The sequence below is a fragment of the Lentzea sp. NPDC006480 genome (genome assembly GCF_040611995.1).
In the GTDB taxonomy this organism is placed as follows: domain Bacteria; phylum Actinomycetota; class Actinomycetes; order Mycobacteriales; family Pseudonocardiaceae; genus Lentzea.
Genome location: NZ_JBEXPJ010000162.1, coordinates 1 through 20894, shown reverse-complemented (window position 1 = coordinate 20894; position 20894 = coordinate 1). Strand labels below are relative to the sequence as shown.

The window sequence follows — 20894 nt, the reverse complement described above, 5'->3', positions numbered from 1 at the left end:
CCACCAACTGCGAGTTGGTGGTACTTGCCGACGTCTCTGTCAGGGATAGCTGACCAGATAGCGGATCTGGGTCGCCGTGTTCGCCACGCCGCCGGTCCCGTTGATCACGTTGCCGATCGTCCCGACACCACCCAGCGACACCGTGACGAGATGCCGGAACCGCACGCCGGCCCGGTTCGGCGCCTCGAACCCGTTGTCCGTCACCACGTTCGGGTTCGCCTGGTTGTAGCAGTACACGCCGACGCCGTACGCCTCGTGCGACACAACCGAGTCCGCGACCTTGTACGCCGCCCAGCCCCGCTGCGAGCCGTTCATCCAGGAGGCCTGGTCCGGCGGGTCGTACGGCAGCTCGTTCTGGAACAGGTAGGTGCGCCCGCCGTTGCCGTTCCAGACCACGTTGTGCTGCTGGTAGTGCTCGACGAACAGCCCGTACGCGGTCACGTTGTCGCCGTTCACGACAACGCCGTTCGCGCCGGGGTTCGCGGTCCAGCCGACACCCTCACCGTGGTCGGCCCGCCACACCCAGGTGTGGTCGATGATCGTGTTCCGGCTGTTCACCCGCATGCTGACGGAGGCCTTGCCCGCCTGCGACCCGCCGACGCGCACGTAGACGTCGTGCAACGACGGCGGGTTCGCCGTGTGGTCCGCCGAGCTCGAGTCCCCGATCTCCAGCAGCACCGGCGAGTTCTGCACGCCGGCGTCGACCAGGAACCCGGCCAGCCGCACACCGTCCACATCGGACGTCGTCAACGCGGCCTTGCCGGTGGTCGGCGTCAGCGTCGCCAACCCCAGACCGAGCACGACGGTGTTGGGACGAGTGACCCGGATCGTGTCGGAGAGCTGGTGCACCCCCGGCGTGAGCAGCAGGTTCTTGCCCTGCGCCAGCGCCGCGTTGATCGTCGCGACCGGCGTTCCCGGCTTCACGATGAAGAAGTCCGCCAGGGAAACAGACGTTCCGGGGTTCCCGTTCTCCCAGCTGGTGCCACGCGAGTTGGTCCGCACCGCGGGCAGGAACACCCGGTACTCGCCGGAAGAGTCGAAGTACAGGAACGGCTTCTCCCGCGTCACCGGCGAGGTGTCCACGGCGGTGTGGGACGGGTCCGGGAAATGGTCCGCCGGCGCGCCCTGCGTCCCGGCGAACACCATGTTCCACACCGATCCCGCCCAGCCGTTGACCAGGTTGCTGTTGCGGGTCAGGAACTGTTGCTGTGACCCGGAAACCACCACGTCGTCGATCCGGCTGTCCACGATCAGACCACCGCTCGCCCAGCCGTCGTAGCCGTTCCACAGGTGCGCCTGACCCCGCAGGTGCATCCGGCGGTAAGCCGTGGCCTGCGAGACCGCCCAGCGCTCGATCTGGTTCGGCGGCAGCGTCACGGACAGGTTCTCCGCGCCACGCCAGAAGTTCTGCGTCGCGTTGCCGAGGTTGTTCGGGTCATTGCCCTGCTGCAGCCAGTCGGCCTCGACCCGGATGTGCCCGTTGATGTTCACGTCGTCCGGGCGCAGGCCCAGACCCGCGACCTGGGTGTAGAAGCGCAGGTTGACGTCGGCGTTGTACGAACCCGGCTTGAACAGCACGGCGTAGCGCTGCGGGCCGAACTGGTTCGTCTTCATCTGCGCGGAGATCGAGTCGAGCCGCGACTGCATCTCCGGCTGCGACGACCCCGGCCCGTAGACGAACACGTTCGGCCCGAAGTCCGGGTCGCGCGGGTCGGTCGGCGGAACACCAGTCGGGTCGCTGACCGAGAAAACTCCGAGCTCCCACAACGAATATCCCCACGCGGTGCCGCGCTGGGCGCCCAGCACCCGCAGGTATCGGCCGGACCCGCTGACGTCGAGCGTCTGCGTGCCACCGGTGCTCGTGGTGGTCGAGTAGAGGGCGCGCCACGAGGACGAGTCGGCCGGGTTGTCGGTCACCTGGATCTGGAACGCCTTGGCGTGCGCCGTTTCCCAGTTCAGCGAGACGCGGCAAACCTGTTGCGCGGAGCCGAGATCGACCTGGAGCCACTGCGGGTCGGAGAACTGCGACGACCAGCGCGTGCCCGCGTTGCCGTCGACAGCCGCCGAAGCAGGGGTTCCACCGTTCTCGGCGGAAGAAGCCGTCGCGGGACGGTTCAAGGCGACGTTCGTGGTGCCGCAGTCAGCGGCGACAGCTGTGGATGTGGTGCTGACGGTGGTCGTCAAGCACAGGGCGGCGGCGATGAGCGCGGCGGCCCTGGACAGGGTTGAGCCCATGATCCTGCCTCACGGGAAGGGCGAAAAGCCTTGGACAGGGGCGTGAGAGCGCTCTCCCAGTCGACGTTAACTTCCGGTGTCGGGCAGGTCAATCAGGCAGAGCCCCGCACGACGAGTTCCGGTTCGAAAATGACGGATTTCGGCCGCTGTCCCGGTTTTTCCAGGCTTTCCAGCAGGAGGCCGGCCATCGCGGCCGCCATCCGCTCGACCGGTTGCCGCACAGTCGTGAGCAGCGGACGGCACGCCAGCGCGGGCGAGCTGTCGTCGAACCCGACCACCGCGACGTCAACGGGAACGCTTCTCCCATAAGAATTCAGCGTGTGCATCGCCCCCTGCGCCATGAGGTCGTTCGCGACGAACACCGCGTCGAGCTCAGGATGTTCGTCGAGCAGGAGCTGCATCGCGCGCGCACCGCTTTCCCACGTGAACCCTCCCTCGATCGCGGGAACGTACGGGAAACCGTGCCGTGCCATGGCATCCACGAAACCGGAGTACCGGTCCTGACTCGCCAGCACGTCCAACGGCCCGGAGACCGTTCCGACGTTCGTCCGCCCGGTCGCGACCAGGTGGTCGGCGGCCATCCTGCCGCCCGCGTGGTGGTCCATGTCGACGTAGCTCACCGGCATCGGCCTGCCGGGCCGCGCGTACAACGCCACCGGAACGGAAGCATCCAGCAACAGCGCCGGCAACGGGTCGGCGGAGTGCGTGGTGACCAGCAGGGCGCCGTCCGCACTCCCCTGCCGCAGGAACTCCACGACCTCGGTGCGAGCCGCGTCCGTGTCGGCCAGCATCAGCACGGGGTGCACGGCGTGCAGGCGCAGGAAGTCAACGACGCCCGCGGTGACCCGGCCGAAGAACGGGTCGGTGAACACGTCCGACCCACTACCCGCACCGGAGATCACCAACGCGACCGTGCCTGTTCGGCGCGTGACGAGGGACCGGGCCACGCGGTTCGGCGTGTACCCGGTCTCCTCGATCGCGTTGCGCACTGTCGCCTGCAGCTCAGGGTCGACGTTGCGGGTGCCGTTGACGACCCGCGACACCGTCGCCCGGGACACCCCGGCGACTCTCGCGACGTCCTCCAACGTGGGGGCGGCCTTGGTCATGCACCGGTTCTACCACGGGGTACCCGGTTCGGAGAGCGTTCTCCCATGATCAAGAGGTGACAATGACGTCCGCGACGGCTCCTCTCCAGAAGTCGACGTTCTGACCTCCCCATTTGGCACGTCCGACGGCCAGAGCGCCGGTACTCGGTGTAGCCGGACCGGCAGGCGCCGTCGCGACCACCACGCCGTCGACGGAGAGCCGGATCTCGTTTCCGACGCGCTCGCCTTTCAGCTGGTACCAGCGGCCCAGCTCCGGCGTGATCTCGTACCGGGCCCGGTTGCCGCCGGGCGTGCTGAACGCGAACGCGCCCTGCCCGTACTGCAGGTAGAAGGGGTTCTCCTGCTGCCGGCCGTCCTGGCTCACGGCCGTCGCGTAGTTCGCGGGCAGCTCGTCCAGCCGCACGCGTGCGGACACCGTGTAGTCACCAGTCGTGTCGATGACCGGGCCGTACGTCTCCGCGGCACCGTTGTTGAACTCCAGCGCGCCGTTCTTCCAGGTCGCGCCGGTCGGGCTCAGCGTGAGCGGGTTGCCGCCACCGCTGGAGTCCTTCGCGGAGGTCCCCCGCCCCTCGTCGAGCTTCCACTCACCGCGCCCCGCGTACGGATACGGCTTCCCGGCCTCGGCACCCGCCTCGATCACCCGCCGGTTGATCTCGCGAACGGGACCCGGATCGACCTTGATGCGCTTGCGGTCGTAGGTCCAAAGCCCGTTGAGCTCGCCTTCCAGGTCGGTGACCTGCGTGTAGACCGACGCGGACAGCTCCTGCCGCGCCTGACCGAGGTAGAACGTGCGGGTGTTGTCGACGTACTTCGCCGTCAGCGCCGCCTTGTCCGCCACACCGCTGTAGATCGCGATCGGCGGAACCGGCCACTGGTGTCCCGGCGTGCGCAGCGTGAAGCCGCCGTGCTCGCCGTCCATCACGACGCGCTTGCCGTCCGGACGCGCCGGATCGGTGTTGTTGTAGTCGTGGTGGTCGAGCACATCGCCCCTGCCGCTGTCCCCCTTGGAGGCACAGCAGTTCACCCCGCTGTGCGCGTTGACGATCCGGCTCGGGTCGGCGGCCTTCACCTGGTCGGCGATCTGACCGGTGACGGTGCGGTCCCACTCGCCCCAGCCCTCGTTGAACACGATCCAGGAGTAGACGGACGGGTAGTTGTGCAGCTGGTCCATCAGCTCGCGGCCCTGGCTGAGCCACGCCTGCTGCGCCCCCGCGTCGTTGCCGTCCTCGACGGACACGAAGTCCTGCCACACCAGCAGCCCGAGCCGGTCCGCGTGGTAGTACCAGCGGGCGGGTTCGGCCTTGATGTGCTTGCGGACCGCGTTGAAGCCGAGGTCCTTCTGCGCCTTGAGGTCGAATACCAGCGCGTCGTCGCTCGGCGCGGTGTTCAGGCCGTCCGGGTAGAAGCCCTGGTCCAGCTGCATCAGGTGGAAGATCGGCTTTCCGTTGAGGGTCAGCTTCGGGGTGCCACCGACGTTCGCGATGCCGGTGGAGCGCATGCCGAAGTAGCTCCTGACCCGGTCCCGGCCCAGCGTGATTTCAAGCTGGTAGAGGTACGGGTCGTCCGGCGTCCACAGGTGCGCGTCCGGTACCGGCAGCGTGAGGTTCGAGTTCGCGGGTCCGGTGACCGAGCCGACCTGCTTGCCCCTGGCGTCGCGCGCGACCGCCGTGACAGTGGCGCTGCCGGCGGACTTGACGTTCAGCGACAGCGAGCTCGACGCGAGGTCGGGCGTCGTCTTGATCTCGTCGATCCCCTTGTCCGGCACCGGTTCCAGCCACACCGTCTGCCAGATGCCCGACGACGGCGTGTAGAAGATGCCGCTGGGGTCGGGCGACTGCTTGCCCTTGGGCTGGTGCGGACCCGTGGTGTCGGTGACCGCGACGACGATCTCCTGCTCACCGCGCTTCAGGGCGTCCGTGATGTCCGCGCTGAACGCCGTGTAGCCGCCGGTGTGCTCGGCTACGAGTTTCCCGTTCACCCAGACCTTGGCCTGGTAGTCGACCGCGCCGAAGTTGAGCTTCACCCGCTGCCCGGACCAGTCGCGCGGAACGGAAACGGTGCGGCGGTAGAACATGTGATCCTCGTGCCGTTCCAGTCCGGAGAGCTGCGACTCGATCGGGAACGGCACGATCACGCGTTCCTTCAACCGCTGCCCGAACGCCGGCTGCTCACCGGCCTTGGCGCCGGCGAACTCCCACGGCCCGTTGAGGTTGAGCCACTGGTCGCGTTCCAGCTGCGGCCGCGGGTACTCCGGCAACGGGTTGCGGGGATCCACCTTCTCCCCCCACGGCGTCCTGAGCCGCTGCGTCGACGAGTTCGCGACCGTCCGCGCGGTCTTCTCCACCTTCCTGCCGTCCACCGCGAGCTGTCCCCCGCCGTCGTAGAAGAGCCGGACCCGTTGGCCCTTCAGCACTCTCTCACTCAACCGGACGGTCAGCCGAGTACCGCGCGCGGTGATCACGTCGACCGGCATGGGAGTCGCGTCGACATCGACCCTGAGGTGGGCCTTCAGGTCCGCGACGTGCGTGACGCGGCCGTCGAACTCGGCCGTCAGCACCCGCCCGTCGCCGGAAACGGCAGCGGTGCGCGGCACGATCCGGAAGTCCGCGGGCGGCGTGAACGCGGACTCCGGCACGATCTGCTTCGGCGTTCCCCCTGCCGACCAGCGCAGGAACATGTTGGCGCCACCGACGTCCTGGAACATCTCCAGCTTGAAGTCGTACTGCCGTCCGGCCGTGAGCGTCACCGGCGCACTGGTCTGCTCACGATCCCAGTCTCCGACCCAGTGGTCGATGACGGGCTTGCCGTCCACGAACAGCCGGAAACCGTTGTCCCCGACCGCGTAGAACGTGTAGTCGCCGGTCTTCGGCACGGCGATGCTGCCGGTCCAGCGCGCGGTCGTGTGTTCCGTGCGGCCCGCCAGGAACCCGAACACCGACGCGAGATCCGGGTGGTTGACCTCGGCGTCCAGCACGGTCCCGGCCAGGTTCGCGAAGTCCCGCGCACCCGGCGCGGACATGCTGAAGTACTCGCCCTTCAGGCCGTGCACGGGCTCGGCGGCGCCCGCGGGTGGTGTGCCGGGCGCAACGCCCAGCGCCAGCAGCAGCGCGACGAGTACGGGGGCGGCTTTTCTCATCGGCGAGGTTCCCCTTCGTTTTTACAACGTTGTAAGAGCGCTCCCATCTATCCAGGCACAAGGCTGGGAGGCCGGACTACCTCCGATCGGCGGTATCGGCCATGTCAAACCGGACAGAATGAGAGCGCGCCCATGAAGCGAGGAGAGACGGTTGACCCATGAACTGCTGCGTGGCGACCGCTGGCGTTCACTGACCGCGGACCGCGAGAAGCTGCGCGTCTACGCGGACGACGAGTGGTTCGCGGCGGGGTTGGACGACGCCCACCACGAGCTCGGTGACGACGCGGCAAGGGTCCTGCAGCAGCACGCCGTCCTCGTGATCCAACCGGACTGCATCGCCGCACGGCGGGCTGAGCGCTGCGTCGATCTGGTGCGCCAAGAGGGGTTCGAGCCGGTCCATGCGATCCGGTTCCACTTCGGCGCCGAGCAGACCCGCGGCATCTGGCGCTACCAGTCCAACATCTCCACACCCGCCAGCCAGCAGATCGCCGACGAGGTGTGCGGCCAGGGCGACTCGCTGCTGGTGCTGCTCAGGGACACCAGCCGGGACCCGGTGCTGCCCGCGAGCCTGCGCCTGAGTGATCTCAAGGGCCGCTCGGACCCGGCCCTGCGCACCGAACGCCACCTGCGCACGGTTCTCGGCGCGCCGACCTGCCTCGTCGTGCTGGTGCACACGCCGGACGAGCCCGTCGACGTCGTGCGGGAGACCGCTCTCCTGCTCGGCCCTCGCACGCGTGAGCTCTACGCGGCGATGGCGAACCCGGCCACCGACGACGTGGCGGACCACCTCAAGGCCCTGAACGCGGAGTCCGACCCGCACGACCTCGATCTCGGCGCCGCCTGGGACCGGATCACCAGCCGCATCACCGACGAGATCCTCTCGAAGGTGCGGCAAGGCAGCGCGAAGCTGGACTGGCCCTGGTTCACCGATCGGCTGGTCACTGCCGGTCTCGACCCGCGAGGCTGGGACGCGCTCCTCATCGGCAGCGCGCACGTCGAGCACGACCTGGCAGGCGTTCCCCGCCTCGTCGACCGGGTCAGCCTCGACAGCTGGACCGGCGGCGAGGCGGTGCTGCTGCCCCGGCCGTGACAACGATCAGGACGGCAGCGGGATCTCCAGGCTGACCGTTCCGCGCAGGTCCAGCCACGCCCTGTCCCGGCCGCGCACCAGCCGCAGCACGACCTCTTCGCAGTGCGGGCACCGAGCCACGATCCCCGGCGCGTTCTGGTAGACCCGCAGCGTCGCCACCGAACCCTGGTAGCCGCAGCCCGCGCACTGCCCGGTCGCCACCGTCAGATCCACCGCGAAGATCTCCCGCAGATCCCCCGCGAGCGAGTTGCCGTCGACATGGCTCATCGGAGATCTCCTGTCAGCCGAAGCGTTCGGTGCGCACGCGGCGCGGATCATGGCCCAGCGCCACGAAGATGTCGGACACCGTCTCGACGAACCCGGTCGGCCCGCACACGAACACGCCGGGGCCGAACTCGGCCGGCCACGCGTGCGTGTTGATGGTGGCCACACCCAGCCGGCCCGGCGGCTCCGGAGAACCTTCCGGAGCTTGCCGGGTGTACACGATCTTCACGTCCAGCCCGGCGTCCTCGCGAGCACGGACAAGCAGTTCGTCGGCGAACATCACGTCATCGGGCGTGCGCACCGAGTAGATCAGCTTGAACGGCACGCGGCTGCCCTCGGCCGCCCGCGCCCGGATCATCGCCATCAGCGGCGCGATGCCAGACCCGCCCGCCACCAGCGTCACCGGAGACTGATCCGAGGAACGCCACACGAACCAGCCGCCGACCGGACCGCGCAGCTCGATCTGGGAACCGACGGTGAGCACGTCGCACAGGTACGGCGACACCTCGCCGTCCTCGACCCGTTGCACGGCCAGTTCAACCCGATCCGAAGCCGACGAGATCGAGTAGCTGCGCTGCACCGAGTAGCCGTCCTCGGCGGTGAGACGCAGGTCGACGTGCTGGCCCGGCAGATGTCCCGGCCAGTCGGGCACGTCGAACACCAGCGACCGCGCGCTCTTCGTCAGGTCGGAGGCAGCCGCCAGCGACGCCACCCGCCAGGTCAGTCGCCCTGATACCGCTGCTCGCGCCATGGGTCTCCGTAGTCGTGGTAGCCGGCGGTTTCCCAGAAGCCGGGCTCGTCCTCCAGCAGCAACTGGATCCCGCGGACCCACTTCGCCGACTTCCAGAAGTACAGGTGCGGCACCAGCAACCGGGCCGGGCCGCCGTGCTCGGGCGTCAGGTCGTCATCGTCGTAGCGGTAGGCGATCCACGCCTGGCCGTCGAGGAGGTCCTCCAGCGGCAGGTTGGTCGTGTAGCCGCCGTACGAGTGGACCAACGCGAAGTCCGCGGCCGTTTCCACGTCCTCCAGCAGGACGTCCAGCGAGACGCCCTTCCAGCGGGTGCGCAGCTTGGACCACTTGGTGACGCAGTGGATGTCCGTGGTGATCTTCTCGGCCGGCAGCTCCATCAGCTGCTGCCACGACCACGTGTACTTCTGCCCGACCTCGGTGCTGACGGTGAGCTCCCACCGGTCGGTCGGCACGCGCGGCGTCGGGCCCGCGGTGAGGACCGGGAAGTCCTCGGTGAGGTACTGACCGGGCGGCAGCTGCACGTCCGGTGACTGACGCCGCCCGGTGAAGCCGGGAGAGACGATGGCCATGTCGTGCAGTACACCGCACTAACGGCGAACTTGCACGCGCACCAACACGGTGTCGAGGAACGCGGTGATGCCAGCCGCGGTCTCGGCCACGGCGGCGACGTGCCCGTCCGGCCGGATCAGCACCAGCCGCGGGCCGTCGACCTGGTACGCCCGGTACGTGGCGACATCCGACGCGGGGATCAGGTGCGTGGTCACGGGACCTTCGAACTGCACCGCGGGAACCGAGAACAGCAGCACCTGGTAGCCAGGAGCGTGCGTCAAGCCGGGGGCGTACGGCGCGCGGGCACCCGCCTTCAGCTGGCCCACCGCGCGGCCGACGGCCCTGCTGCCGCGGTAACCGATCCAGAGCTGCGAGAACATGTGGAAGAACATCCTGCGCACCGGAGCGAGGCGGGAAACGACTCCGACCAGCCGGGTTGCGACGTGCGTGCGCATCCACACGGCGATCGCGCTGTCGCCGGTCTCCAGCTTGAACCCGAGGTCGGTGCGCTTCAGGACGGTCCGCGCGATCGGCCGCCGTTCCTCCTCGTAGGTGTCGAGCAGCCACTCCGGCGCCTCGCCCTTGACCACCTGGGAGAGTTTCCAGGCCAGGTTGACCGCGTCGCCCACGCCCAGGTTGAGGCCCTGGCCGCCGGCCGGGTTGTGGATGTGCGCGGCGTCGCCGGCCAGGAACGCGTTTCCCACCCGGAACTTCGACGCGAGCCGGCTGTGGAACCGGAACATCGACGCCCATTCGATCTCTTCTAGCTTCGCGTCCACCTTGAAGTAGTCGTCGAACCAGCGCTGCAGAACGTCGTGGTCCAGCGGCGCGTACGACTCGTGCGTCACGTCACCCGCCGGCGCTTTGTGCAGATATGGCGGCACCACGCCGAACAGCCGGTAGCGGCCGGATTTCAGCGGCAGAATCCCCACGAACCCGCCGGGAGTCAGGTTGAGCCGCATGCCTTGCAGGCCGAGCTCCACGTCCAGCGTGACATCGGCCAGCATGCCGGACTGCTCGTAGGTCTCCCCGTCGAACTCCTGCCCGAGCAATTTCCGGATCGTGCTCGACGCACCGTCCGCACCGACCAGCCACCGTGCGGTGATCATGCCGGAACGGGTCTCCACGTCGACGCCGGATCCGGTGTCCGTCAGGCCGACCACCTCGGTCCCCCACTCGATCTCCGCGTCCAGGGCCTCTCCGAGAATGCGCTCGGTCTCGAACTGTTCCAGGGCGAGCGCATAGGGAAACCTGGTCTGATCCGCGGCTCCTTCGCCCGCGAGGGGCATGTTTCCCACGTGCCTGCCGGACGAGTGGATCGCCACGTCGGTGATCGGCACACCTCGTGCGACGGCGGCGTCCGCGACCCCGAGCCGGTCCAGGCACTCCAGCGTCCGCGCGTGCACGATCGCCGCGCGCGACTGCTCGACCGGACCGGGCTTGCGGTCCACGATCCGCACCCGCACGCCGTGCTGCTCCAGCATCAGCGCCGTGCAGAGGCCGGTGGGACCCGCGCCCACCACTAGTACGTCGCAGTCGAATTCGTCGCGCATGCCGTCGAGTCTCGCGGTCCTGGCGGGTCCTCCACATCGCCCGGCACGTCCTCTGCTGAGACCACGACCCCGCACGTGTGCGCAGGTTTCCCGCGCGAGACTGTCCGGGCTGGTCGAGGCGGGGAGAAAGTTCGTCTCATGAGCGCACCGGAAGCGTATTTCGACGACCTGGCCGAGCTGTACGAGCGGTTCACCGGCATCCGTGATGCCGCGACGAGCCCGGTGCGCTCCTGGCTGACCTCGCAGCTGCCTGACGGCAAGCGCGCGCTCGACGTCGGTTGCGGCGGCGGCAACAACTGTGGTCTGCTCGCGGACCGGTACGACGAGGTCGTCGGCGTCGACATCTCGCAGAAGATGCTGGACATCGCGGCTCTGAAGCCCACCCGCGTACCGGTGCGTTACGAGTGCCGCGAGGCCCTGAGCCTGTCGCCGGAACGCGACGGCCTCTTCGACCTGGTGATGTCCGTCAACGCCGTGTTCCACATGGGGCCGGTGGACGAGGTGCTGGCGGTGCTGCGCTCGATCGTCGCGCCCGGCGGCCGGCTGGTGATCGTCGACGTCACGCAGCCCGACGGTGCCGCCGCGCCCGCCGAGCAGAGCGCCTATGCGTTCGAGACCGGCAAGATCGTCTACGACGTCTCGGGTGACGTCGAGGCCGCGTGCGACTCGATCCGGATGATGCTGCACCCGCGCTGGCTGGAGATGAGCAAGCAGGCGATGCCGCTCACCGACACCGAGTTCGAGCTCCAGTACTCGAAGGCGCTGCCGGGCGTGCGGATCACCCGCGACCTCATCCCCACCATGAGCGCGGCCGTCTGGGACGCCTGATTCGCGATGGTGCGCAAGTCACTCCGACTTGCGCACCATCACCTGGTGAGGCCCGTGGAAAACCATGTCGTACGGGTATTCCACACTGTCCACAGTGAACTCACCGAGCCTGTCGAGCAGCAGCCCGAGCCCGATCTCCAGCTCCACGCGGGCGAGCGTCGCACCGAGACAGTAGTGGATGCCGAGCCCGAAGCTCACGCTCCGGCCACCATCGCGATCCAGCTTCAGCTCGCCCGGTTCGTCGAACTTCGCCGGGTCGCGGTTGGCCGCGCCGAGCATCACCATCACCTTGCTGCCCTTGGGGATCTCGGTTCCCGCCACGGTGACGTCCTCGTAGGCCCACCGGCTGATCGCCTGCACGGGAGAGTCGAAGCGCACCAGCTCCTCGATCGCCGCAGCCGTCACACCGCCGCGCAACGCCCTGAGCGCGTCCGGCCGGGCCGACAACGTCAGCACCGCCTTGCTGATCACGTTCGTCGTCGTCTCGTGTCCCGCGGTCATCAGGTGCACGCAGGTCGCCACGATCTCGTCCGGCTTCAGCTTGCCGACCATCAGCGACACCAGGTCGTCGCCGGGTGCGGTGCGCCGTTCTTCTGCCAGCGCCGAGAAGTAGTCGTGCAGCTCGCGAGCGGCACCCTCGGCGATCTTGTGCGCGTCCGGGTTGCGGGCGGCACGGCTGCTGCTGCCCTCCTGGAGTGCCACCGCCTGGCTGCGCAGCCAGTCCCACTTCTCCCGCGGCACCCCGAGCAACTCGGAGATCACCAGGATCGGGAACGGCGCGGAGAACCGTTCCACCAGGTCGAACTCCCCAGGCAGGCCGGCCAGCAGATCCTGGGCGATCGCGGTGATCCGGTCGCGGAGGCTGGTGACGACCGACGGCGAGAACTCGCGGTTGAGCACCGACCGCAGCTCGGTGTGCCGGGGCGGGTCGAGGAAGACCAGCCAGTTGTTCACCATCGTGCGCAGGATCGAGTGCCCGGCCGGGATCGGTCCGCCACCGCCCGACCTGCGTCCGAAGATGGGGCTGGACAACACGGTCGACGCGGCCGCGTGGCTGAAGACGTAGTAGGTGCCGTCGGCCACGTGGATCGGTGACTCGGCGCGGTACCGCTCGAAGACCGGGTAGGGGTTGCGAACGTCGTCGTCGGCCCAGTCGCGCAGGTCGAACGGCGGCAAGGTGGACACGGTCATCGCGCACCGCCCCGAACCTGGTCCGCGATCGCACCAGCGTCCGCGGGCAACTCGTAGCCGCGCCACGCCACGTGTCCGTCCGGGCGCACGAGGACGAACGGCCGCTCGTAAGCCTCGGCCACCTCGGGAAAATCGAGCGAAGCCGCGCTGAACGGAATTCCGCGATCCGCGAAAGCCTGCGAGAAGCCGCTCAAGTTCTCGGAGTCGGCGAAGCACAGCAACACGAATCCCTCGCCGAAGAGGTCCAAGGTGGACATGCCCGGCTTCACCCACGCGTGCGGCGCCCGCGAGCCCGGTCGCGTGTTCGGCCTGCGGTCCTCAGTCTCCGGAGCAGTCGGATCAGCCACGATCAGCGGAGAGCCCGCGTAGGTGAACCCGAGGTGGATCTCCGGCGCGTCGAACTCCCGCGCCACTCCCCCGCGTTCCAGCCCTTCCCGGACCTTCCCCCGCAGGAACTCTCCCTGCGGAGTGTCGTCGTTCAGCTCCTCCGGCACCTGCCGCTTCATCGCGCGTTCCAGGTTCCGGTTGGCCTCCTCCAACCCCTCGAACGCCACCGGCTGGCGCTCACTCGTGTAGCTGTCGAGCAGCCCGGGCCCGGCCCAGCCCGCGATCTCCGCCGCCAGCTTCCACCCGAGGTCGGCGGCTCCGCAGATGCCGGTGTTCATCCCGAACCCACCGGACGGCGACAGCGTGTGCGCCGAGTCCCCGACCAGGAACACCCGCCCCGATCGGAAATCAGCGGCCACGCGGTGCACGAGGTGCCACTCGTTGTCGGACAGCACCTCGATCGGCGTGTCGAACGCGATCGCCTTGCGCACCAAAGTCTCCGCGTCCTGCAACGACTCCGGATCGCCCTGCAGCCCAACGGTGAGCCGGTACAGCCGGTCCCCGTCCAAGGCTCGCATCGGGAACCGCAGCGCCGACGAGATCATCAGGTAGTAGAAGTTGGCGCTGCGGTCACCGAGCTTCGACCGCAGTTCCGGCGCGGAGAACAGGATGTTGCGGAAGACCTGCGTCTCGTGCACCGCTGCCGCCGGGATCTCGCACGCCTTGCGGATCGGCGATCCCGTGCCGTCGCAGGCGATCAGGTACCGGGCCCGCACCTCCGTCGCCTGCCCCGAAACCAGATCGGTGACGACAGCGGTCACGCCGTCAGCGTCCTGAACGAAGCTGTCCATGCGGGTCTGCATCCGCACCACGTCGCCGAGCTCGTCGCGCAACAGCGGGCCGAGCCAGTGCTGCGGGCAGATCGCGTCGGGTTCGGGCGTGTGGTGGAAGTCGGCACGCGTGTCCATCGTGCCGCGCTTCAACCTGAACAGCTCGTGCCCACCGATCCGGGTCGTCCAGACGCAGTCCAGCGGGTGGTCGCCCGGCCAGCCGGAGTGCCGGACGCGGTCGGCGATTCCCCAGCGGCGGAAGAACTCCATCGAGCGCGGGCCGATGCTGCTGACCTTGGGGTGTCCGACCGCGCCGTCGCCCTCCTCGACCAGGACGATGCCGACACCGCGGTAGCGCAGCTCCAGCGCCATCGCCATGCCGATCGGGCCACCGCCGACGACGAGCACGTCGGTCGTGAGCTGGGAGGTCATCTGGTTTCCCTTTCCAGGCAACAGCAGCAGAGGTCCATCGTCGTGACCGGACCGGCCCTCCCACATCCCCAGTCATCCCGCGCGACCGACGGTTTCTCGAGCCCCTGTCCCGCGCATCCCAACCGAGACAGGCCTTCAACCCACGCGAGCCAACAGGTTCCTGCGCACGTACACAGGTGAATCCCGTGCGGGCGCGACACTGGCGCCAAACCCGTCGGACGAGGACAGGAGTCCGCGATGCCCACGCGCACCGCCGAAACCCAGCAGCGCACCACCGTGCGCACCCACGACGGCCTGCGGCTCGCCGGCACGCTGGCCGCGCCCGAACACCCGGAGCACGCGGTCCTGCTGCTGCACGGCGAAGGTTCGAACCGCGAGCAGGACGGCTTCTACCCACGCCTCGCCACCGAGCTGGCCGACCGCGGCGTCGCGAGCCTGCGCTTCGACCTGCCCGGCCACGGCGAGAGCGAGGGCCGCCAGGACGAGCTCACCCTCTCCGGCCTGCTGAACACGATCAACGCCGGCCTCACCCACCTCCGCGAGCACGTCGCCGACGCCCCGGCCACCCTGCTCGCCACCGGTCTGACCGGCGGTGTCGCGGCCGGATACGCGGCCCGCAAGGCCCCGGAGGTCGCGAAACTCGTCCTGGTCAACCCGATGATCGACTACGACGTGCACCTCGGTGCCCTGATCACCGACCAGGCCGGACGCGATCTCATCACCCGTGGTCAGGTCGAGGTCACGCCCACGTTCGCGGTCGGCAGGGCGATGCTCAACGAGGTCTTCTGGCTCCAGCCGCGCGGCGCCCTCGGCGCGATCGCCGCCCCAACTCTGATCCTGCACGGCGCAGGCCCCACCGACGTCCCACTCACCTCGTCGACCGCGGCGGCGGACGCCCTCACCTGCGAACACCGCTTCGTCGAGATCACCGGCCCGCAATCCGCCCATTGGCAGGCTCCGGCGATCCGCGAGGCCACCGAGTGGATCCTCAGCTGAGCTTGATGAGGGGAGCTTTCACAAACCTGAGGTTCATGAGAGCTCCCCTCATCAAGCTTTAGGCAGAGGCGGGCCAGGCGGCGTACTGGCGCTTCCCGTACAGCAAAGGCTCCTGCGCCGACCGGTGCGTGACATCGCGGACCGAGCCGAAGACCACTACGTGCGTGCCGACTTCCTGCGTGTGCGACACGATGCAGTCCGCTACCGCGTGAGCGTCGAACAACAGATGCGGGCCGCCCAGCGATGGCCGTTCCCAGGCCACCCGGGAGAACCGGTCCGGGTCGCCAGAGCAGAACAGTTCCGCCACCGGCCGAGCCGCGTGATGCAGCAGGTTGACCGTGAAGGAACCTCGACGCAGCAACGCGTCCAGAGTCGGACTGCCGTTGCGGACGCAGACCAGCAACGTCGGTGGCTCCATCGACACGCTGCACACCGACGAGATCGTCATGCCCCACGGCGTGTCGTCGAGGTCGAACGTCGTCAGCACCGCGACCCCGGTGGGAAACGCGGCCATCAGCTCCCGGAACGAGGTCATCGCGCACCTACCAGCACCCGGCGGTCGAGCAAGTCGATCAGCGGGCCGGTCAGCGTCGTCGTGACCAGGGCCATCGCCAGCAACGCCACGAACAACCCCGGCGTCAGCAGCCCCGCGCTGTAACCGACCTGCAGCACCACGATCTCGGTGAGCCCGCGCGTGTTGACCAGCACGCCGATCTTCAGCGACGTCAGCTCGGACTCGCCACCCCACCGCGCGCCCAGGTATCCGCCGCCGACCTTGCCCACGACGCCCAGCACGATCGCCAGCACCACACCGAACCACGGCAGCGCCCCGATTCCGCCTGTCGCCAGCGTCATGCCCGCGACCACGAAGAACACCGGCACGAACACCCGCCCGACGCGGCTGACCAACCCGACGACCCGCTCCCACGCGGGCCCCTCGGGGATCATCAGTCCGACCAGGAACGCGCCGAAGATCGACGTCAGCCCCAGCGCGTGCACCCCGTTGCCGGCAACCAATGCCACCAACCCGAGCACGACGGCGAAAATCCGCGGATACGTACTGGCCAGGCCCTCGAAGCGCCCCAGGGAACGGTGTCCGAGGAACGCCAGCACACCACCGACAGCGATCGTCGCGAACGCGATCCACACCCCGCCGAGACCACCGGCGGCCAGCCCGAGGGCCACCGCCAGCAGCAACCACGCAGGCGTGTCGATCAGCATCGACGACATCATCGACAGATCACCGGCCCGGCCCAGATCGGCCTTGCGCTCCTCGATGATCCGCGCCAGCACCGGCACCGCGGTCACGCTCATCGCCACCGCCAGCATGAGCACCAACGCCCAGACGTCAGCCGTGCCACGGACCTCCGCGGGCGCGAGCCACAGCACCCAGGCCGAGAACACCAGCCCGGTCAGCAGCGGCAACGCGAACGAACCGAGCGTGATCCGCCCGACCGTCCTGCTGCGCAACCCGTTCGCACCGTGGTCGAGCTGATGCACGATCCCGACGAGGAACAGGACCAGCCCGGCCTCTCCGATCTGCTTCAGCAGCCCGGTCACGTCGCGAGGCAGCACAGCGGCGAACACCGACGGCCCGAACGCGTGCAGCAGCACCGGTCCGAGCAGGATGCTCAGCGCGATCTCGCCGATCACCGACGGCAGCCGCAGCAACCGGGCGACGACCCGTCCGGCCGCCGCCACCGCGAACAGCGCGCCCAGCAGGACAACGAGGTGAAGAACGTTCTGCATCGGCCGACACTCCTCAGTGGAACTGCGCGAAGTACTCGTACTGGGTGGGCAGCGTGCGTTCGAGCTCGGCGGCCTGTTCCGCGACGAGCTTGAACTCGTGCTGCGCCGACGACGGATCGAGCAACCCCAGTGCGGCCGACGGCTTCAACGAGATGCCGCCGAGACCGAGCAGCATGCAGACGTACGAGTACGCCTCGAACCCGTGGTAGTGCGGGTAAACGCTCTCCGAGTCGGGCAGCCGGGTCTGCCACCGCTCCAGCCGCTCGGCGAGCCCGTCGGGCAGCGTGCGCTTCTTGGTGTCGAGCCAGTACTCGTTGTCCGCCCGCTTGGCCGCGTAGTAGTGCAGCACCAGGAACTCGCGCACGCCGTCCATGCAGCGGCTCACGAGGTTGTTGTACGAGGTCCGCAGACCGTCGTCCCACGACGCGTCCGGGAAGTGCTTCACCAGCTGCTCGATGCCGTGCTGGATGAAGAAGATGCCGGTCGACTCCAACGGTTCCACGAAGCCGGACGACAACCCGATCGCGACACAGTTGTTCACCCAGTGCCGACGGGAACGGCCGATCCGCATCTTGATGTGGTTCGCCTCAAGATCCTCCGCGGCCGGCCCGATGAACTCGCGCAGCCGCTTCTCCGCCTGCTCCGGCGTCGAATAATCGCTGGCGTAGACGTAACCAGTGCCGATCCGGTCGAACAGCGGGATCGTCCAGATCCACCCGGCTTCCTGCGCGGTCGCCGTGGTGCAGGGCCGAAGTCCCTTGCGCTCCATGTCGAGCGGCACGCGCAACGCCACGGCCGAGTCGTTCGGCAGGCTGCTCTGGTACGACTCGAACGGTTCCTCAAGGGCCTTGCCGAGCAACAGGCTGCGGAACCCGGTGCAGTCGACGAACAGGTCACCGGTCAGGTCGCCGTGCTCCTTGGTCACGACGTGGCTGATCCAGCCGCGCTCGTCCAGCGCCACGTCCACCACGTCGTCGAGGACGTGCCGCACACCCCTCGCCACCGAATAGTCTCGCAGGAAGTTCGCCACCAGTGTGGCGTCGAAGTGGTAGGCGTACGGGAACTGCGTCGACTGCTCGGACAACGTCGTCCGGTACGCCGACCGCTCCCCCAGCCCGCCCTCGAACAGCGTTCCGTCCAGCTGCCGCGGCGACTTCAGGCTGTCGCACAACGTGCCCACGAGGAAGCAGTCGCGATCGAAGCGGTCCGACGACGGGTTGCGCAGCCACCAGTCCGTCAGCGTGAACCCGTCGACCACGCGCTGGCGTTCGAACGGGTGGTAGAAGTGATGGCCCTCCTCACGCCAGTTCTCGAACCGGATCGCGAGCTTGTAGGTCGCGTTGCACTTCGGCATCCAGTCCTTCTCCTCAAGTCCGAGGTAGGAGAAGAAGTGGCGGACGGTGCTGAACGTGGCCTCACCGACCCCGATCGCGCCGACGCGGGCGGACTCGACGAGCGTGACGTTGATCCGGTCGCCGAACGCGGCGGTCAGGTACGACGCGGTCATCCACCCCGACGTTCCCCCGCCGACGACAACAACACTCTTCAGCATGAAAAGAATCCTCCGAAGTGGACGAACCGGGGCGTCAGAGCGCCACGGCCTCGATCAGGCTTTGCGGGGAACGCGTGGGGACGACAGTGGAGAGCCGAAGACCGGCGGCTTCGAACAACTCGCCGTAATGCGCGAGGTCTCGTTCCCGGCCGGGCACCACCGCGAGCATGTTGAGGTCGAGCAACGGCGCGAAGCCGGGCTCGCCGATCGGGCCGAGCGGCATCTCGACGACCACGACCCGGCCGCCGGGGCGCAACGCCTCGCGGCACCGCGTCAGGATCCTGACGCACGAGTCGTCGTCCCAGTTGTGCAGCACTGCCTTCAACAGGAACAGATCACCGTGCGGGAGCGGGTCGAAGAACGAGCCGCCGACGAACTCGCACCGGTCGCTCAGCCCGGCCTTCTCGGCCTCGGCGAGTGCGCTCGTCTCCACGTTCGGCAGGTCCAGCACCACCCCGCGAACGTCCTCATTGGACTTCAGCAGCGCGTGCAGCAACGCACCGTTCGCGCCGCCGACGTCGACAGCGGTCTCGACACCGGACATGTCCAGCAACGACGCGATCTCGCGCGACAGACCGTCCGTCAACTCGGTCATCGAGTTCGAGAACCGCTCGAACTCCTCGGGGTGCGCCGCGAAGTGTGCCCAGACATCGCTGCCCAGAGCGGCCTGGGTCTGCGGTTCACCGGCGCGGACCGTGTCCGGGAACTTGCCCCACGAGAGCCAGTGCGCGGGGGATCCGTGCACGATCGCGATGTCCCGCAACGACCCCGGCACACCCTCGCGCAGCATCTCCAGCAACGGCGTGCTGCCGAACCGCCCCCCGCCCTTGATGTCACTGTCGTCGTACGAGACCAGTTCCAGCGAGGCGGCCGTGCGCAGCAGCCGGAACATCGCGTCGGCGTCGGATCCGGTCAGCGCGGCCAGCTCCTCGGCGGTGAGGAACCCGTCGTCGAGGTGGTCCGCGATCTTGAGCGAGGCCAGCGCGTGGACGATCTGGGTCACCCAGTAACCCGTGATCATCTGCATCAAACGTGCCTGTGGTGGCATCAGATCCTCCTTTCGTGCGTGCGGACGTGCTCCGGCCGGAACCCCAGCCCGATCACCCGGCTCATCAGCCACTGCGCCGGGGCGAACCTCTCGAACAACTTGGGCGCGGGCGGCTGACCCGATCCGTCGAGCGCCTCGTCGATCCCGAACCGCTGCGTGGCCCGTTGCAGTGCCTGGGACAACGTGGTGGTGAGCCGCCGGCGCTTCTGCACCGCCGCCAGCCGCGAGTCGTCGAACGTCGCACCCGTCAGCTGCGTGTTCAGCAACGGCGCGACCAGGGCGTTGGCCGTGGCGACCGCGTCCTGCACCGCGAGGTTGACCCCGAAGCCCGCCACCGGTGACATGGCGTGCGCCGCGTCCCCGATGAACAGCAGGCCCGGCGCGTGCCAGCGTTCGAGCCGGTCGATCCGCGCCTCCAGCAACCTGAGGTCGTCCAAAGAGGACACCTCGTGCACCCGGTCTGCCAGGAACGGCACGGTGGCGGCGAGATCGGCGCGGAACTTCTCGATCCCGTCCCGGCACACCTTCTCGTAGCCGCCCTTGGGCGTCTCGGTGAACATCTGCCAGTAGGTCCGGCGGTCGGTGGCGCCGAAGATCTTGCCGTCGCCGACCCGCACGCACAGGCCTTCGTCGGGATCGGTCTCCCGGCGCGAGACCCGGAAGAAGATCACGTCCAGCGTCTTGCCGATCCTGCGGGGAACGACGCCGACATCACGACGGATCGCCGAGTGCCGTCCGTCCGCGGCGACCACCAGAGTGGAGCGGAGCTCGAACTCACCTTCCGGTCCGTGTGCCCGAACTCCGGCGATCCGCCCGTTCTCCCGCAGCACGCCGAGCACCTCGGTGCTCATCAGCAGCCGGAAACCGGGATAACGCTTGGCCTCCGACGCGATGAGGTCGAGGAAGTCCCACTGCGGCACGAACGCCATGTACGGGTAAGGCACGTTCAACCGGCGGAAGTCCGCGATGTCGATGCGTTTCCCGTTCTGCACCACGCCGATCGTGTGCACCCGCTGGTGCGGCAGCTCGTGGAACCGTTCCGCGAGGCCCAGCTCGTCGAGGATCTGCAGCGTGGCCGGGTGGACCGTGTCGCCGCGGAAGTCGCGGTGGAAGTCGGCGTGCTTCTCCAGCACCGTGACGTCCACGCCGGACCGCGCCAGCAGCAGTCCCAGCATCACACCTGCCGGACCACCCCCGGCAACGCAAACCGTGCTGGCTTCTTCTGGGCCGAGAAGACCCGTGACTCGGCCGGCAAGC

17 protein-coding genes are annotated in these 20894 nt (G+C 68.5%); 3 read left to right on the top strand and 14 right to left on the bottom strand.

The window, feature by feature from the left end:
* Positions 1 to 39 precede the first annotated feature (39 nt).
* From ABZX92_RS38070 to ABZX92_RS38060, 3 genes are all read right to left on the bottom strand, one after another.
* On the bottom strand, positions 40 to 2235 hold the full coding sequence (locus ABZX92_RS38070; RefSeq protein ID WP_355570321.1) for a discoidin domain-containing protein: 2196 nt from the start codon (positions 2233 to 2235) through the stop codon (positions 40 to 42).
* 92 nt (positions 2236 to 2327) lie between these two features.
* Positions 2328 to 3341, bottom strand: coding sequence for a LacI family DNA-binding transcriptional regulator (locus tag ABZX92_RS38065; protein ID WP_355570320.1), 1014 nt, complete (start codon positions 3339 to 3341; stop codon positions 2328 to 2330).
* A gap of 49 nt (positions 3342 to 3390) precedes the next feature.
* Entirely contained in the window at positions 3391 to 6477 is a 3087-nt protein-coding gene (locus ABZX92_RS38060; protein ID WP_355570319.1) for a PA14 domain-containing protein, read from the bottom strand.
* 151 nt (positions 6478 to 6628) lie between these two features.
* On the opposite strand from ABZX92_RS38060, the gene ABZX92_RS38055 reads away from it, so the two are divergent.
* Positions 6629 to 7567 (top strand): hypothetical protein, encoded by a 939-nt coding sequence (locus tag ABZX92_RS38055; protein WP_355570318.1) that lies wholly within the window; start codon positions 6629 to 6631, stop codon positions 7565 to 7567.
* 6 nt (positions 7568 to 7573) lie between these two features.
* Here the strand turns inward: ABZX92_RS38055 and ABZX92_RS38050 are convergent, their stop codons facing one another.
* The 4 genes from ABZX92_RS38050 to ABZX92_RS38035 are packed head-to-tail and all read right to left on the bottom strand — an operon-like array spanning position 7574 to position 10684.
* Positions 7574 to 7834, bottom strand: coding sequence for a DUF6510 family protein (locus ABZX92_RS38050; RefSeq protein ID WP_355570317.1), 261 nt, complete (start codon positions 7832 to 7834; stop codon positions 7574 to 7576).
* Between the two features lie 13 nt (positions 7835 to 7847).
* Positions 7848 to 8582 (bottom strand): ferredoxin reductase, encoded by a 735-nt coding sequence (locus ABZX92_RS38045; RefSeq protein ID WP_355570316.1) that lies wholly within the window; start codon positions 8580 to 8582, stop codon positions 7848 to 7850.
* Complete coding sequence (locus tag ABZX92_RS38040; protein ID WP_355570315.1) at positions 8552 to 9151, bottom strand: sulfite oxidase-like oxidoreductase; 600 nt, start codon at positions 9149 to 9151, stop codon at positions 8552 to 8554. The genes ABZX92_RS38045 and ABZX92_RS38040 overlap by 31 nt, the downstream gene beginning before the upstream one ends.
* Before the next feature lie 18 nt (positions 9152 to 9169).
* Positions 9170 to 10684 carry an FAD-dependent oxidoreductase gene (locus tag ABZX92_RS38035; RefSeq protein ID WP_355570314.1) on the bottom strand — a complete coding sequence of 505 codons (1515 nt, stop codon included), beginning with the start codon at positions 10682 to 10684 and terminating at the stop codon, positions 9170 to 9172.
* Positions 10685 to 10822: 138 nt separating this feature from the next.
* Here ABZX92_RS38035 and ABZX92_RS38030 point away from each other — a divergent pair, with 138 nt between their 5' ends.
* Positions 10823 to 11512 carry a methyltransferase domain-containing protein gene (locus ABZX92_RS38030; RefSeq protein WP_355570313.1) on the top strand — a complete coding sequence of 230 codons (690 nt, stop codon included), beginning with the start codon at positions 10823 to 10825 and terminating at the stop codon, positions 11510 to 11512.
* Between the two features lie 18 nt (positions 11513 to 11530).
* Here the strand turns inward: ABZX92_RS38030 and ABZX92_RS38025 are convergent, their stop codons facing one another.
* Complete coding sequence (locus ABZX92_RS38025) at positions 11531 to 12703, bottom strand: cytochrome P450 (protein ID WP_355570312.1); 1173 nt, start codon at positions 12701 to 12703, stop codon at positions 11531 to 11533.
* Complete coding sequence (locus tag ABZX92_RS38020) at positions 12700 to 14292, bottom strand: FAD-dependent monooxygenase (protein WP_355570311.1); 1593 nt, start codon at positions 14290 to 14292, stop codon at positions 12700 to 12702. The genes ABZX92_RS38025 and ABZX92_RS38020 overlap by 4 nt, the downstream gene beginning before the upstream one ends.
* Positions 14293 to 14529: 237 nt before the next feature.
* Between ABZX92_RS38020 and ABZX92_RS38015 the strand changes: the two genes are divergently transcribed.
* Complete coding sequence (locus ABZX92_RS38015; protein ID WP_355570310.1) at positions 14530 to 15288, top strand: alpha/beta fold hydrolase; 759 nt, start codon at positions 14530 to 14532, stop codon at positions 15286 to 15288.
* Positions 15289 to 15346: 58 nt separating this feature from the next.
* Here the strand turns inward: ABZX92_RS38015 and ABZX92_RS38010 are convergent, their stop codons facing one another.
* The 5 genes from ABZX92_RS38010 to ABZX92_RS37990 all read right to left on the bottom strand — a co-directional run.
* Positions 15347 to 15823, bottom strand: coding sequence for a flavin reductase family protein (locus ABZX92_RS38010; protein ID WP_355570309.1), 477 nt, complete (start codon positions 15821 to 15823; stop codon positions 15347 to 15349).
* A complete protein-coding gene (locus tag ABZX92_RS38005) occupies positions 15820 to 17037 on the bottom strand; it encodes a cation:proton antiporter (RefSeq protein ID WP_355570308.1) in 1218 nt (405 codons plus the stop codon). The genes ABZX92_RS38010 and ABZX92_RS38005 overlap by 4 nt, the downstream gene beginning before the upstream one ends.
* Positions 17038 to 17050: 13 nt before the next feature.
* Complete coding sequence (locus ABZX92_RS38000) at positions 17051 to 18589, bottom strand: tryptophan halogenase family protein (RefSeq protein WP_355570307.1); 1539 nt, start codon at positions 18587 to 18589, stop codon at positions 17051 to 17053.
* A 34-nt stretch (positions 18590 to 18623) separates the two neighbouring features.
* The gene (locus tag ABZX92_RS37995; protein ID WP_355570306.1) at positions 18624 to 19637 is read right to left on the bottom strand and encodes a methyltransferase; all 1014 of its coding nucleotides are present in this window, start codon (positions 19635 to 19637) and stop codon (positions 18624 to 18626) included.
* Positions 19637 to 20894: FAD-dependent oxidoreductase (locus ABZX92_RS37990; protein ID WP_355570305.1), on the bottom strand; the 1258-nt coding region annotated here is incomplete at its 5' end. The genes ABZX92_RS37990 and ABZX92_RS37995, both read right to left, overlap by 1 nt.